This is a genomic window from Rubellimicrobium arenae (assembly GCF_017916275.1).
Classification (GTDB): Bacteria; Pseudomonadota; Alphaproteobacteria; order Rhodobacterales; family Rhodobacteraceae; genus Rubellimicrobium; species Rubellimicrobium arenae.
The window spans coordinates 260,090-273,879 of record NZ_JAFMST010000001.1; the positions used below are offsets into that span (position 1 = coordinate 260,090).

Consider the following 13,790-nt stretch of genomic DNA (forward strand, 5'->3'; position numbering starts at 1 on the left):
CCCGTTAGGCCAGGACGACCCAAGGGGCAAGCGATCGTCCGGCCCCCGGCGCGGCCCGGGGCAGGTCAGGCGTTCTCGGCCCAGTCCCCCTCGAAGTCGCGGGGCACCAGCAGGATGTCCCGGTTCACCTCGCGCAGGGTGCGGCGGCCGCAGAGAGCCATGGTGACGTCCATCTCCTTCTGGAGGATCTGGAGCGCGCGGGTCACCCCCGCCTGGCCCATCGCGCCCAGGCCGTAGACATAGGCCCGCCCGATCATGGTCCCGTCCGCGCCCATGGCGATGGCCTTGAGGATGTCCTGGCCCGAGCGGATGCCGGAATCGAGCCAGATCTCCGTCTCGCCCTTCACGGCCCGCACGATGGAGGGGAGGACGCGGATGGAGCTCAGCGCGCCGTCGAGCTGCCGCCCCCCATGGTTCGACACCACGATGGCGTCGGCCCCGGCCTTGACGGCCAGCCGGGCGTCCTCGGCGTCGAGGATGCCCTTGAGGATGAACTTGCCGCCCCAGCGTTCGCGGATGCGTTCGACCTTGTCCCAGTCGAGCCGGGGATCGAACTGCTCGGCGGTCCAGGCCTGGAGCGAGCTGAGGTCGCCCACGCTCTTGGCATGGCCCACGATGTTGCGGAAGGTGCGCCGCCTGGTGCCGGCCATGCCGAAGGACCAGCTCCACTTGGTGGCCATGTCCCACAGGTTGCGCGGCGTGGGCTTGGGCGGCGCCGAGAGGCCGTTCTTGATGTCCTTGTGGCGTTGGCCGAGGATCTGGAGATCGAGCGTGAGCACCAGGGCCGAGCAGTTGGCCGCCCGCGCCCGTTCGATGATCTCGTCCACGAAGCCGGTGTCCTGCATGACGTAAAGCTGGAACCAGAAGGGCGCCGGGCTGTTCTGCGCCACGTCCTCGATCGAGCAGATCGACATGGTGGACAGGGTGTAGGGCACGCCGAAGGCCGCGGCCGCGCGGGCGGCCTTGATCTCCCCGTCGGCGTTCTGCATCCCCAGCGACCCCACGGGGGCGAGCGCGACCGGCATCGTCACCGGCTGCCCGAGCATCGTCCCGTTGAGCGTCCGGCCCGACATGTCCACCGCCACCCGCTGGCGGAAGCGGATCCTGTCGAAGTCGCTGGTGTTCTCGCGGAAGGTCTGCTCGGTCCAGCTTCCGGATTCGCAGTAGTCGAAGAACATCTTGGGCGTGCGGCGGCGGTGCAGGCGCTTGAGGTCGTCGATGTTGGTGATGACGGGCATGGCGGTCTCGCAGGGGTTTCCCGACATTAGACGCGTTCCGGACGGCGATGAAAGTCCCGACCGGCGGCCCGGTCGGACGCAGCGCCGATTAACCATTTCTTTCCGCATCCCTGTTTAGGCTGCACGCCGAACATCCACGAGGTGCCGATGAAGTCCCTGCTGCGAATCGCCTCCTGGCCCGTGGAGATCGGGGTCATCGCCGGGACCCTGCTGGCCTTTCGGCTGGCCGTCCATTTCGAAATGCTGGAGCAGATCTACGCCTTTTCCCGCGCCCACGAGGAGTGGGAGCTCGACGAGTACTTCACGCTGCTGCTGGCGCTGTCGATGTCGCTGCCGCTGCTGCTCTGGTGGTGGAACCGGCAGCTGTCCCGGGCCAACCGGCTGGCCTCGGCCGCCGAAGCCGAGGCGCGGCGCCTGTCGCTGCTCGATCCCCTGACCCGGCTGCCGAACCGGCGGGGATTCTATCGGGCGGTGGAGGAGGTGACCTCCGGCTCGAATCCCGCCCTGACGGTGCTTTTGCTCGACCTCGACCGGTTCAAGCCTGTGAACGACCTGCGGGGGCACGAGGCCGGGGACCAGCTGCTCCGCGCGGTGGCCCGGCGGTTGCGCCGCTCCTGCCCCGAGGATGCGATCGTGGCCCGCCTGGGCGGCGACGAGTTCGTGGTGGCCCTGTCGCGCCCCGGCCTGGACGACTGCGGCGATGCCATCGGGCGGACGATCCTGCGGGCCATGCAGGAGCCCTTCGTCTTCGACGACTGGCAGGCCTCCATCTCCTGCTCGATCGGCATCGCGGACTGGCAGCGGGGCCTGAGCGGGTCGGACCTGCTGCGGCGCGCGGACCAGGCGATGTACCGCGCCAAGCAGGCCGGACGCGACGGTCTGGCGCATTTCGACCCCCCTCTGGGCGAGGCGCTGCGCGAGCAGGCCGCCCTGGAGCACGACCTTCGCCGCGCCCTGACGGCGGGCGAGATCCTGCCCTACTTCCAGCCGATCTTCGACATCACGGGGCGGCAGCTGCGCGCCTTCGAGGTGCTGGCGCGCTGGTGCGATCCGCAGCGCGGCTTTGTCCCGCCCGACCGGTTCATCCCCCTGGCCGAGGAACTGGGCCTGATCGAGCGGCTGTCCGAGATCGTCCTGGAGAAGGCCTGCGCCGCGCTCGAGGGCTGGCCCACCGACCTGCCGATCTCGTTCAACCTGTCGCCCCGGCAGCTGGGGGACCCCATGCTGCCCTATCGGATCCTGGCCATCCTGGAACGGCACGGCATCCCGGGCAGCCGGCTCGAGATCGAGATCACCGAACGCGCCGTGCTGGCCGACATGGAGGTGGCCCGCCGGATCGTGGCGGAGCTGGTGAAGGCCGGGGTGCGCATCTCGCTGGACGATTTCGGGACCGGCACCTCCAGCCTTGCCATCCTGACGCAGCTTCCCATCGACCGGATCAAGATCGACCGCAGCTTCATCGCCGAGGTGGACCGGCTGCCGGAACGGGCCAAGATCGTGGCAGGCGTCCTCGCGCTCGCATCCTCGCTGGGCCTCGACGTCACCGCGGAGGGGATCGAACGGGACGAGGAACTGGCCTTCCTCCGCGAACGGCGCTGCGCGCTGGGCCAGGGCTTCCTGCTGGGGCGGCCCCAGCCGGCCGAGGACGTGGCGCGGCTGATCTCGGATCACGAGGAGCCGGCCCGGGCGGTGGGCTGAGGGCGTGCCGCCCGATGGCCGGGCAGGGCGGGGCGCCCTGTCAGGCCAGGCGCCCGTCCGGGGTCAGGGGGGGCAGGGGTCAGGCGGAGTGGGCGCCGTCGGCCAGGGACTTCACGAAGGCCAGCACCTCGGAAGGGGTGCGGCCCTGGGCCACCTCGGACACGATGGCCGAGCCGACCACCGCCCCATCCGCCACGCTGGCGATGTCGCGGGCGGACTCGGGCGTCCGGATGCCGAAGCCCACGATCACCGGGAGGTCGGTCTTGGCCTTGATGCGGGCGACCTCGGGGGCGACGTCACCCGCCTGCGCGGCGGCGGCCCCGGTGATCCCGGTGATCGAGACGTAGTAGACGAAGCCGGAGGTGTTCTGGAGCACCTTGGGCAGGCGCCGGTCGTCGGTGGTGGGCGTCGCGAGGCGGATGAAGTTGAGGCCCGCCTTCTGGGCGGGGATGCAGAGCTCGTCGTCCTCCTCGGGCGGGAGGTCCACGACGATGAGGCCGTCGATCCCGGCCTCCTTGGCCTGCTCGAGGAAGCGCGGCACCCCGCGGGAGTGGATCGGGTTGTAGTAGCCCATCAGCACGATCGGGGTCTGGTCGCCGGTGGCGCGCAGGTCGCGGGCGATCTGGAGCGTCCGGTCCAGGGTCTGTCCGCCCGCCAGCGCGCGCTGCCCGGCCAGCTGGATCGTCGGGCCGTCCGCCATGGGATCGGTGAAGGGCAGTCCGAGTTCGATGATGTCGACGCCCGCGGCGGGAAGGCCCAGCACGATCTCGCGCGAGCTGTCGAAGTCGGGATCGCCCGCCATGACATAGGCCACGAAGGCCTTGCGCCCCTCGGCCCTGAGCCGCGCGAAGGTGTCGTCGATCCGTGTCATGGCCCTATCCCCCGTTTTCCCGGGGGATGCGCCACGGCAGGCGGAAATGCAAGGAGGGCCGATGGACCCCATCCCGCCGCACGGGCGATGCGGCGGGATGGGGCGGACGGGCCGGGGAGGAGGACGCGGCCCGCCCGGTTCGTGCCCGACCCGTCAGGTCGGATGCGCCTCGGCTTCCTCGGTCGCGCGTTCGTCGGACATGGTGCCCCCCTCGGGCTCGGCCGAGATGATCCAGTGGGTGCCGAAGCGGTCCCGGACCATGCCGAAGCCCCGCGAGAAGAAGGTGGGGGCAAAGTCCTGGAGGACGTCGCCACCCTCGGACAGCCGGTCGAAGGCGGACCGCGCGGCCCCGGGGTCGGGGAAGGTCTGCATGACGGACACGCCCTGCTGGCGGTCGCCGTCCATCCCCGGCGGGAAATCCGAGGCCATGAGGAGCCCGCCGGCCGTCCGGATCTGGCCGTGCATGACCCGGTCCGAGCCCGCCCATCCCTCCGGGGCGTTCGGGCTTTCGGCGTAGCGCATCACGGCGAGGTCGGTGCCGCCCAGGGCTTCGGCGTAGAAGGCCAGCGCCTCGGCGCAGCGGCCCTGGAAATGCAGGTAGGGGATTGTGGCCATCAGGGGACCGGCGCGGGGGCGGGCTGCGATTCGGTGTCGATCATCCAGCGCGTGCCGAACCGGTCCGTGAGGCTGCCGAACCCGGGGGACCAGAAGGTGGATTCGTAGGGCATCTCGATCTCGCCCCCTTCGGCCAGGGCGTCGAAGACGCGGCGGCCCTCGGACGTCGTGGGATAGGTGAGCGTGATGGAGTTCCCGGCCATCGGAACGGCCTTGGAATAGTCCGAGGCGTAAAGCCAACCGTCCCCGATCCGGAGCGCGGCGTGCATGACGCTGTCGGGGTCGCCCCAGCTTTCGCCGGAGGGCGCGTCGGCGGCCTTCATGATCTGCGGATCGGGCGAGCCGAAGATGCGGGCGTAGGTGCGAAGCGCCTCCTCGGCGGTGCCGTCGAAGAACAGGTAAGGGATCGGGGCCATGCTGATTCCTCCGGGGTTGGGTGACGCTAGGTTAACATGTTCCTATTTCGTTCCAAAGCGCCGCATCGCGCCGCTGTCCGATTTCCGCCGATGGGGGATGAAGCGAGCCGGGCGAGCCCCCATATGCGGCCTATGAACTATGTGCTCGCCCTCCTCCTCCCGCCCTTGTCGATCCTCCTTGCGGGTCGGCCCATCCTCGCCGTCGTGGTGTTCCTGTTCTGGCTGCCCGCCATCATCTTCTCGGGCGGGCTGGGGCACCCGATCTTCATCCTGCTGGCCTGGATCATCATCTGGCAGAAGCAGGAGGACCGGCGCGTCCGACGCTTCGACCGCTAGGCCCCGCCACGGGGGGCGGCGATGGCGTCCACCATCCATCGCGTCCCCCAGCGGTCCGTGACCCGGCCGAATCCCGGCGACCAGTCGGTCGCGCCATAGGGAGTTTCGACCCGGCCCCCATGGGACAGGGCGTCGAAGACGCGCTGCCCTTCGCCGGGGTCGGACAGCGTCACGGCCATCGCCGTGCCCGCGCCCGGGTCGGCGCGGCAGGGATCCGGGACGGCATGCCATCCGCGGGCGGTGTGGACCGAGGCATAGACGAGCGGGTTCGGGAAGGCCGATGCAGGGCAGGGGCGTCCGGCCTGCGGGCGCGGCCGGAAGATCGCGGCGTAGGTGCGCCGCGCGTCCGCGCAGGAGCCCTCGAACGTGAAGCAGGGAATGGTCATGACCGATTCCTTTCCTTGGGCAGGGGTTCAACATATCATGTTCCCTTTTTGTTCCCAAGCCTTGCTTGCGGTCGGGCGAAGGTCGCCCTAGAAGCGCGGCGTTTTGGTCACGGAGACGAGCATGGGCTTTCGCATGGGGATCGTGGGGCTGCCCAACGTCGGCAAATCCACCCTGTTCAACGCGCTGACGCGCACGGCCGCCGCGCAGGCCGCCAACTTTCCCTTTTGCACCATCGAGCCCAATGTCGGCGAGGTGGCCGTGCCCGACCCCCGGCTGGAGAAGCTGGCCGAATTGGCAAAGTCGCGGCAGATCATCCCGACGCGGATGACCTTCGTGGACATCGCCGGGCTCGTGAAGGGCGCCTCCAAGGGGGAAGGGCTGGGGAACCAGTTCCTGGCCAACATCCGCGAGACGGATGCGATCGCCCATGTGCTCCGCTGCTTTGAGGACGGGGACATCACCCATGTCGAGGGGCGGGTCGATCCGGTCGCGGACGCCCAGACCATCGAGACGGAGCTGATGCTCGCGGACCTCGAGTCGGTCGAGCGGCGGCTCCAGAACCTCGCCCGGAAGGTCAAGGGCGGCGACAAGGAGGCGGTGGAGCAGGAAGGGCTGCTCAAGCGCGCGCAGGCGGCGCTGTCCGAGGGCCGGCCCGCGCGGACCGTGCAGGTGTCCGAGGATGAGAGGCGGTCCTGGCGGATGCTGCAACTGCTGACCGCCAAGCCCGTGCTCTATGTCTGCAACGTCAACGAGGAGGACGCGGCGGAGGGGAACGAGTTCTCGGCCCGCGTGGCGGCGATGGCCAAGGCCGAGGGCAACAGCCATGTCGTGATCTCGGCCCGGATCGAGGAGGAGATCGCCCAGCTTCCCCCCGAGGAGCAGACCGAGTTCCTGGAAACCATGGGGCTGGAGGAGGCGGGGCTCGACCGGCTGATCCGCGCCGGCTACGAGCTCCTGCATCTCCAGACCTACTTCACGGTCGGCCCCAAGGAAGCGCGGGCCTGGACCATCGGGCAGGGGACGCTGGCGCCGCAGGCGGCGGGCGTGATCCACGGCGACTTCGAGAAGGGCTTCATCCGCGCCGAGACCATCGCCTACGACGACTACGTGGCGCTGGGTGGCGAGGCGGCGGCGCGGGAGGCCGGCAAGCTGCGGGCCGAGGGCAAGACCTACGTCGTCAAGGACGGCGACGTCATGCACTTCCTGTTCAACACCTGAGGCGCCCGGAGGCGGGCGTCACTCCTCGCGTTCGGTGGTGAAGGCGAGCGGATAGCCCGCCTGTCCGCCCATGTCGGTGGCCTGCCGGGCCTTGGCCTCGGCTACCTCGCGCGTGAAGACGGCGACGACGCAGGCGCCCCGGCGGTGGGCGGTCAGCATGACGCCCAGCGCCTCGGCCTCGGTCATGCGGAACACGGCCTTGAGCACCTTCACCACGAAGTCGCGGGGGGTGAAGTCGTCGTTGAGCAGGATGACCTTGTAAAGGCGCGGACGCTCGGCTCGCGCCTTGGCCTGCGGCTTGGGGAGGAGGACGATGTCGGGCATGGCCGCGTGGGGTCCGTGAACTGCACCGGGCGCGCGGGAAGATAGCACGCCGCCCCCGCAGCGAAAGGCTGGGGCCGCTCAGGCGGCCATCAGCTTGTCGAGATGTTCGCGGGCGGCGGTGAGGTCCTGGCGGAACTTCTCGGTCTCGAGCTCCTTGGCGACGGGATCGGGCAGGCGGAGCAGGAAGCTCGGGTGCACCGTCAGGAAGACGGGGATGCCGTCAGGGCCGGATTCGACCGTGCCGCGCCGCTTGAGGATGCCATCGCGCGAGCCGGTGAGCGATTCCGCCGCCGAGGCGCCCAGCGCCACGAGGAGCTTGGGCCGGACCAGCGACACCTCCTGCTGGAGCCACCACTTGCAGGCCGAGATCTCGCCGCCGTTGGGGCTCTGGTGGATGCGGCGGACGCCCTTGATCGTGTACTTGAAGTGCTTGACCGCGTTGGTGAGGAAGACCTTGGAGCGGTCGATGCCGGTGTCGCGCAGGATCTGGTCGAAGAGTTGCCCCGCCGGGCCGACGAAGGGGCGGCCGGCCAGATCCTCCTGATCGCCGGGCTGTTCGCCCACCATCATCAGCGCCGCGTCCAAGGGTCCTTCGCCGGGGACGGCCTGCGTCGCGTGGGCATGGAGCGGGCAGCGGGTGCAGGCGTCCTCCTCCTCCTTGAGGGCGGAGATCAGGCCGGGTGCGGCGAGGGGAGTTCTGGGCGGCGCGGGACGGGCGGCGATGGCCTTGGCGTAGAAGGGCGCGCGGGTCGGCGCGGCCTCGGCCATGGCGCGGACGCGGGTTTCGGCATTGGCGAGGAGGTCGGGGATGGCGGCGGTCTCGGGCAGGTTCTTCCAGTAGCGCTTGGGCATCTCGGCCAGCATGCGGGCGGTCTTGACCCGCGCCGGATTGAAGATGTTGCGGAAATAGGTGAGCCAGAGATCCTCGGCCGCGTCGTCGGGCAGGTCGGGCTTTTCGGCCCCTTCCTCGAAGGTGGTGACGCCATCCTCGAAGCGGGCCACGAGGTCGGGCGTGGCGATCAGCCAGTCCATGTCGGCGAAGCGACGGGCAAAGAAGGGCGCGGCGGGTTCGAGGGTGAAATGCGCGGGCTCGAACCAGGCGGCGAAGCGGCGGCGCGGGGCGGTGCGGTCGCCGATCTCGCGGAAGCGGACAAAGGCCTTGAGCTTGTGGAGGTCGCGGTGGACCGCCCGTTCCATCTGGCGGAGCGCGGTCAGGTCCTTGTCGGCCGGGTCCTGCATGAGGCCCGATTCGGTGCGCAGGCGCCACAGGACGGCGTAAAGGCGGGCGAAGCGTTCGGGGTCCTTGTGCCAGACCACCTGCGCGGCGAGGTGGACGAAGTTCTCGGGGACGCGGATCGCCCCGACCTTGGGCGCGGGCGGCGGCTCATCCTCGGCCCAAAGGACGGCCTCGCCGGGGCCGCGGCTCCAGGTGATCGCCTCGGGCGGGATGCGCGCGGACAGGCAGGCGCGGGCGGCCTCGCGCCAAGCCTCGGCGGTGCCGACCTTCGGGAGCGTCACATGGGGCATGAGGTTCATGTATTGTTCTGCGCCTCGAGTCGCAACAATGAGCTAACGCGGGGACCGGGGCCAGGGGTCCCGGTGTGGCAGGGTCAGAACAGGCTGAGCTGTTCGGGTTCGGGCGCGAAGCGGGCGCGCAGGTCGGCACTGTCGGTGAGCGCCCCGGGGCTCCAGTCCGGCAGGGTGATGAAGGGCCGCGCCTTCTTGAGCGACGCCCCCATGCGAAGGAGGTCGTCGTAGCGCAGGCCGCGGTGCCGGCGCGTCTGGAGGACGCGGTCCACCGTCCTGGTGCCGAAGCCGGGGACGCGGAGCAGCATCTCGCGCGGGGCGCGCTGGACGTCGACCGGGAAGTGCTGCCGGTTCCGGAGCGCCCAGGCGAGCTTGGGGTCGATCTGGAGGTCGAGGTTGCCGTCCTGCGCGATCTCGTCGGGCGAGAACTCGTAGAAGCGCATGAGCCAGTCGGCCTGGTAGAGCCGATGCTCGCGCAGGAGGGGCGGCGTCACCAGGGGAAGCTTGGCGGTCGAATCCGGGATGGGTGAGAAGGCCGAGTAATAGACCCGCTTGAGCCCATAGGAGCCGTAAAGGCGCGCGCTTTGCTGGAGGATCGTCGCGTCGTTCGTGGCGTCGGCGCCCACGATCATCTGGGTGGACTGGCCGGCCGGCGCGAACCTGGGCGCCGCGGTGCCCTGGAGGGACCGGTCGCTGGCCGCCTCGCGCCCGAGCCGGATGTCGGCCATGTGCTTGCGGATCTCGGCGGGCTTCTTTTCGGGCGCGAAGTCGGCGAGGCTTTGTTCGGTCGGAAGCTCGATATTGACCGACAGGCGGTCGGCGTAGAGCCCGGCCTCGGCCACCAGCGCGGGGTCGGCGCCGGGGATGGTCTTAAGGTGGATGTAGCCGCGGAAGTCATGCTCTTCGCGCAGGGTCCTCACGATGCGGACCATGTCGCGCATCGTGTCGTCGGGCGACCGGATGATGCCCGAGGACAGGAACAGCCCCTCGATGTAGTTGCGCCGATAGAATTCGAGGGTGAGGGTCACGACCTCCTCGGGCGTGAACCGGGCGCGCTGCACGTTCGAACTGACGCGGTTCACGCAATAGGCGCAGTCGAAGATGCAGAAGTTGGTCATCAGGATCTTGAGCAGCGACACGCAGCGGCCATCCGGCGTGAAGCTATGGCAGATGCCGTTGCCATCCGTGGAGCCCAGGCCCTTGCCGTCGCGGGAATCGCGGCGGGAGGTGCCGGACGAGGCACAGGAGGCGTCGTAGCGGGCTGCGTCCGAGAGGATCGCGAGCTTTTCCTGAAGGTTGGGTGCGGACATGACGTTCATCTATTGTTCGCATCGGTCCCGTGCAAGGAACTGCGACATCCCGACCACCCCCCGACGGGTGCGGCAGGGGACCATGTCGTATCAGGATCATGATGGGTCGCATTGGCCCTTGGGCTGACGCAGCGAGCCATGCAGGCTGGCCCCCAGGACAACCGAGCGCGGAGACCAAGGGTGGCCCGAGACCTTGAACCCCTGTTCCGCGTCACCGAGGAGCCCGACCTTGGCATCGTGCTGGCCGACGGCTGCCGGCTGTCGGCCCGGGTCTGGCGGCCCGAGGGCGCGGGGCCGGTGCCGGCGATCCTCGAATTCCTGCCCTACCGCAAGCGCGACGGCACCGTGGTGCGGGACGCGCTGACGCATCCCTGGTTCGCGGCGCGGGGCTACGCCTGCCTGCGGGTGGACATGCGCGGGAACGGCGATTCGGACGGGCTGATGGAGGACGAGTATTCGCCCCAGGAGCTGTCGGACGCCTGCGAGGTCATCGCCTGGATCGCGGCGCAGCCGTGGTGCAGCGGCCGGGTCGGCATGATGGGGATCAGCTGGGGCGGGTTCAATTCCTTGCAGGTGGCGGCGCTGCGACCGCCGGCGCTGGGCGCCATCATCACGCTCTGCTCCACGGTGGACCGCTACGCCGACGACATTCACTGGAAGGGCGGGTGCCTTCTCAACGAGAACCTGGGCTGGGGGGCGACGATGTGGTCGTACTCCTCCCGGCCGCCCGATCCGGCGCTGCGGCCCGACTGGCGCGAGGTCTGGCGCGCGCGGCTGGAGGCCGAGCCCTTCCTGCCCGCCGTCTGGCTGCGGCACCAGCGGCGCGACGCCTATTGGCGGCACGGGTCGGTCTGCGAGGACTTCGGCGCGATCCGCGCGGCGACCCTGGCGGTGGGCGGCTGGGGCGACAGCTACAAGAACGTGCCGCCGGCGCTGCTGGAGGGCCTGTCGGCTCCGGTCAAGGCGATCATCGGGCCGTGGATCCACAAGTATCCGCATTTCGCCGTGCCCGAGCCGCGCATCGGATTTCTGCAGGAAGCCCTGCGCTGGTGGGATCGCTGGCTCCGCGACGAGCCGAACGGCGTCGAGGACGACCCCGCCTACCGCGCCTACCTGATGGACGGCCTCCGTCCCGCGACCTGGTACAAGGAGCGTCCGGGCCTGTGGATCACCGAGGACAGCTGGCCGTCGCCCCGGATCGGCACCCAGCACCTGGAGTTCGGGGACCGGACGCTCGGCCCGGCGGCGCCGTTCGAGATCGTCCTCGCTTCCCCGCAGCATTGCGGGGCGGAGGGCGGAGAATTCTGCGCCATCTGGCTCGGGCCCGAGATGCCGGGCGACCAGCGGGCGGACGACGCCCTGTCGGCCTGCTTTGACAGCGGAGCCCTGGAGGAGACGGACATCGTCGGCGCGCCGGTGGTGACCCTGCGGCTGCGGTCGGACCGTCCGGTGGCGATGGTGGCGGTCCGGCTCTGCCATCTGCATCCCGACGGCGCCTCGACCCGGATCACCTGGGGCGCGCTGAACCTGACGCACCGGGACAGCCATGCCGATCCTGTGCCTCTCGTGCCCGGCGAGGAGGTCGAGGTCCGCGTGACGCTCGACCATATCGCGTACCGGCTGCCGGCAGGGCACCGGCTGCGGGTGGCCGTGTCGTCGAGCTACTGGCCGATGTTCTGGCCGATGCCCGAGCCGGTGACGCTGACCCTGGCCGGGGGTGGTCTGGACCTGCCGGTGCGGCCGCGGGCCGAGGGGGACGAATGCGCCTTTCCCCCTCCGCAGGCGGCGGAGCCTCTGAAGGAGCGGGAGCTGCGCGCCCCGTCCCATGTGCGGCGCACCGAGATCGACCAGCGGAGCGGCGCGGTCACGCTCGTCATCGAGGACGATTTCGGGATGCAGGAGAACGGCGACCACGGGCTCATCTACGGGTCGGTGCTGCGCGAACGGTGGAGCATCCATCCCGACGACCCCCTCTCGGCGCGGGGCTGGGTGCACTGGACGCAGGAGATCCGCCGCGACGGGATCGAGATGCGGACCGAGGCCACGTCGGAGATGTGGTCGGACGCCGGCAGCTTTCACCTCAAGGGGCGCTTGGAGGCCTGGGAGGGCACGGCCCTGATCCACGCCCGCGACGTGGAGGAAAGCATTCCGCGCGACTTTCTGTGAGCGCCCGAAAGATTCGTTGTTCCGCAAGCGGCGTGCGGTTTACGCTGCGATAAAAAGAATGAACAGGGAGCCTTAACGATGAACGACGAACTCCGGTATCTGCTGGGGCGGACGGTGCGTGGGCGGATGAACCGTCGCGACTTTCTGGGACGCGCGGCGGCGCTGGGCGTGTCGGCGGCGACCGCGAACACGCTTCTCGCGACCGCCGTTCGCGCCGAAGGTCCGATCAAGGGCGGAACCCTCCGCTTTGGCCTCCAGGGCGGGGAGAGCACCAGCTCGCTCGATCCGGCGCTCGCGGCCTCGCAGGTGCCGTTCCAGAACCTGTCCACCATCGGTGAGCCGCTGGTCGAGGTCGGGCCGGACGGGTCGATCGTGCCCCGCGTGGCCGAGGCCGTGGACAGCACCCCGGACGCGAAGACCTGGACCTTCACGATCCGCAAGGGGATCGAGTTCCACAACGGCAAGACGCTGACGCCGGACGACGTGCTCGCGACGCTGCAGCGCCACTCGGACGAGAAGTCGCAGTCGGGCGCCCTGGGCATCATGCAGGGCATCGAGTCGATGACGGTGGATGGCGACCACGTGGTGGTGACGCTGGCCACGCCCAACGCCGACCTGCCGTACCTGATGGCCGATTATCACCTGATGATGCAGCCGAACGGCGGGCGCGACAGCCCGGCGGACGGGATCATGTCCGGCCCCTACAAGGTGGTCAGAGACGAGCCCGGCGTGCGCCACGTCTTCGAGCGTTTCGCCAACTACTGGGACCCGACGCGCGGGCATGTCGACACGATCGAGAACATCGTCATCAACGACCCCACCGCGCGGATGGCGGCGCTCCAGTCCGGGCAGGTCCATGTCGTCAACCGGGTCGAGCCCCGGACGGCCGCCCTGCTGTCCCGCGCGCCGGGGGTGTCGGTGACCTCGGCCAAGGGGCGGGGGCACTACGTCTTCATCATGCGCTGCGACGCCGCGCCCTTTGACAACAAGGACCTGCGGCTCGCCCTGAAATACGCCATCAACCGGCAGCAGATGCTGGACACGGTGCTGGCGGGCTACGGGTCGCTGGGGAACGACATCCCGATCAACGCCTCCTACCCGCTGTTCGACGAAAGCTGGCTGCCCCAGCGCGAGTACGATCCCGAGAAGGCGGCCTTCCACTACAAGGCCTCGGGGCACGACGGCTCTCCGATCGTGCTGCGGACGTCGGACGTGGCCTTCCCGGGCGCGATCGACGCGGCGGCGCTGTTCCAGCAATCGGCGGCGGCGGCGGGCATCCCCCTCGAGATCCAGCGCGAGCCGGGCGACGGCTACTGGTCCGAGGTCTGGAACAAGCAGCCCTTCTGCGCCTCCTACTGGGGCGGCCGGCCGGTGCAGGACCAGATGTATTCGACGGCCTACCAGTCGTCGGCCGACTGGAACGACACCGCGTTCAAGAACGAACGCTTCGACCAGCTCATGCAGGAAGCGCGGGGCGAGCTCGACCAGGCCAAGCGCAAGGACATGTATGGCGAGATGGCCAGGATCCTGCATGAAGAAGGGGGTCTCATCTGCCCGATGTTCAACGACTTTGTCGAGGCGCACGGTCCCGAGGTGCAGGGCTGGTTCGAGGACCCGACGCAGGAGCTCATGAACGGGCTCGCGGGCGTCAAGCTTTGGCTGAGCTCGAACTGAGGCGGGGCGC

Annotated in this window: 13 protein-coding genes; 5 read left to right on the forward strand and 8 right to left on the reverse strand. The window is 69.6% G+C overall.

Features of this window, described 5'->3' with window-relative positions; translation table 11 throughout:
- Window positions 1–65 precede the first annotated feature (65 nt).
- On the reverse strand, window positions 66–1,238 hold the full coding sequence (locus tag J3P31_RS01345) for an alpha-hydroxy acid oxidase (RefSeq protein ID WP_210526537.1): 1,173 nt from the start codon (window positions 1,236–1,238) through the stop codon (window positions 66–68).
- A gap of 147 nt (window positions 1,239–1,385) precedes the next feature.
- On the opposite strand from J3P31_RS01345, the gene J3P31_RS01350 reads away from it, so the two are divergent.
- On the forward strand, window positions 1,386–2,936 hold the full coding sequence (locus tag J3P31_RS01350; protein ID WP_210526539.1) for a putative bifunctional diguanylate cyclase/phosphodiesterase: 1,551 nt from the start codon (window positions 1,386–1,388) through the stop codon (window positions 2,934–2,936).
- A gap of 79 nt (window positions 2,937–3,015) precedes the next feature.
- Here J3P31_RS01350 and trpA read toward each other — a convergent pair whose 3' ends face one another.
- From trpA to J3P31_RS01365, 3 genes are all read right to left on the reverse strand, one after another.
- A complete protein-coding gene (gene trpA, locus J3P31_RS01355) occupies window positions 3,016–3,807 on the reverse strand; it encodes a tryptophan synthase subunit alpha (RefSeq protein ID WP_210526541.1) in 792 nt (263 codons plus the stop codon).
- Between the two features lie 153 nt (window positions 3,808–3,960).
- Window positions 3,961–4,422 carry a VOC family protein gene (locus J3P31_RS01360; RefSeq protein ID WP_210526543.1) on the reverse strand — a complete coding sequence of 154 codons (462 nt, stop codon included), beginning with the start codon at window positions 4,420–4,422 and terminating at the stop codon, window positions 3,961–3,963.
- The gene (locus tag J3P31_RS01365; RefSeq protein ID WP_210526545.1) at window positions 4,422–4,838 is read right to left on the reverse strand and encodes a VOC family protein; all 417 of its coding nucleotides are present in this window, start codon (window positions 4,836–4,838) and stop codon (window positions 4,422–4,424) included. The genes J3P31_RS01360 and J3P31_RS01365 overlap by 1 nt, the downstream gene beginning before the upstream one ends.
- A 132-nt stretch (window positions 4,839–4,970) precedes the next feature.
- On the opposite strand from J3P31_RS01365, the gene J3P31_RS01370 reads away from it, so the two are divergent.
- Complete coding sequence (locus J3P31_RS01370; protein ID WP_210526853.1) at window positions 4,971–5,174, forward strand: hypothetical protein; 204 nt, start codon at window positions 4,971–4,973, stop codon at window positions 5,172–5,174.
- On the opposite strand, the gene J3P31_RS01375 is transcribed toward J3P31_RS01370, so the two are convergent.
- Complete coding sequence (locus J3P31_RS01375) at window positions 5,171–5,560, reverse strand: VOC family protein (RefSeq protein ID WP_210526546.1); 390 nt, start codon at window positions 5,558–5,560, stop codon at window positions 5,171–5,173. The genes J3P31_RS01370 and J3P31_RS01375 overlap by 4 nt on opposite strands.
- A gap of 121 nt (window positions 5,561–5,681) precedes the next feature.
- On the opposite strand from J3P31_RS01375, the gene ychF reads away from it, so the two are divergent.
- Complete coding sequence (ychF, locus tag J3P31_RS01380) at window positions 5,682–6,779, forward strand: redox-regulated ATPase YchF (protein ID WP_210526553.1); 1,098 nt, start codon at window positions 5,682–5,684, stop codon at window positions 6,777–6,779.
- Between the two features lie 18 nt (window positions 6,780–6,797).
- Here ychF and clpS read toward each other — a convergent pair whose 3' ends face one another.
- The 3 genes from clpS to J3P31_RS01395 form a co-directional block, all read right to left on the reverse strand.
- On the reverse strand, window positions 6,798–7,103 hold the full coding sequence (clpS, locus tag J3P31_RS01385; RefSeq protein WP_210526555.1) for an ATP-dependent Clp protease adapter ClpS: 306 nt from the start codon (window positions 7,101–7,103) through the stop codon (window positions 6,798–6,800).
- A 78-nt stretch (window positions 7,104–7,181) separates the two neighbouring features.
- Window positions 7,182–8,630 (reverse strand): UdgX family uracil-DNA binding protein, encoded by a 1,449-nt coding sequence (locus tag J3P31_RS01390; protein ID WP_210526854.1) that lies wholly within the window; start codon window positions 8,628–8,630, stop codon window positions 7,182–7,184.
- A gap of 83 nt (window positions 8,631–8,713) precedes the next feature.
- Window positions 8,714–9,940: a putative DNA modification/repair radical SAM protein gene (locus J3P31_RS01395; protein ID WP_246849201.1), complete on the reverse strand. Its 1,227-nt coding sequence runs from the start codon at window positions 9,938–9,940 to the stop codon at window positions 8,714–8,716.
- Window positions 9,941–10,120: 180 nt separating this feature from the next.
- Here J3P31_RS01395 and J3P31_RS01400 point away from each other — a divergent pair, with 180 nt between their 5' ends.
- Together J3P31_RS01400 and J3P31_RS01405 are read left to right on the forward strand one after the other, a co-directional pair.
- On the forward strand, window positions 10,121–12,106 hold the full coding sequence (locus J3P31_RS01400; protein WP_368372996.1) for a CocE/NonD family hydrolase: 1,986 nt from the start codon (window positions 10,121–10,123) through the stop codon (window positions 12,104–12,106).
- A gap of 78 nt (window positions 12,107–12,184) precedes the next feature.
- Window positions 12,185–13,780: an ABC transporter substrate-binding protein gene (locus J3P31_RS01405; protein ID WP_210526560.1), complete on the forward strand. Its 1,596-nt coding sequence runs from the start codon at window positions 12,185–12,187 to the stop codon at window positions 13,778–13,780.
- The last annotated feature ends 10 nt before the right edge of the window (window positions 13,781–13,790 follow it).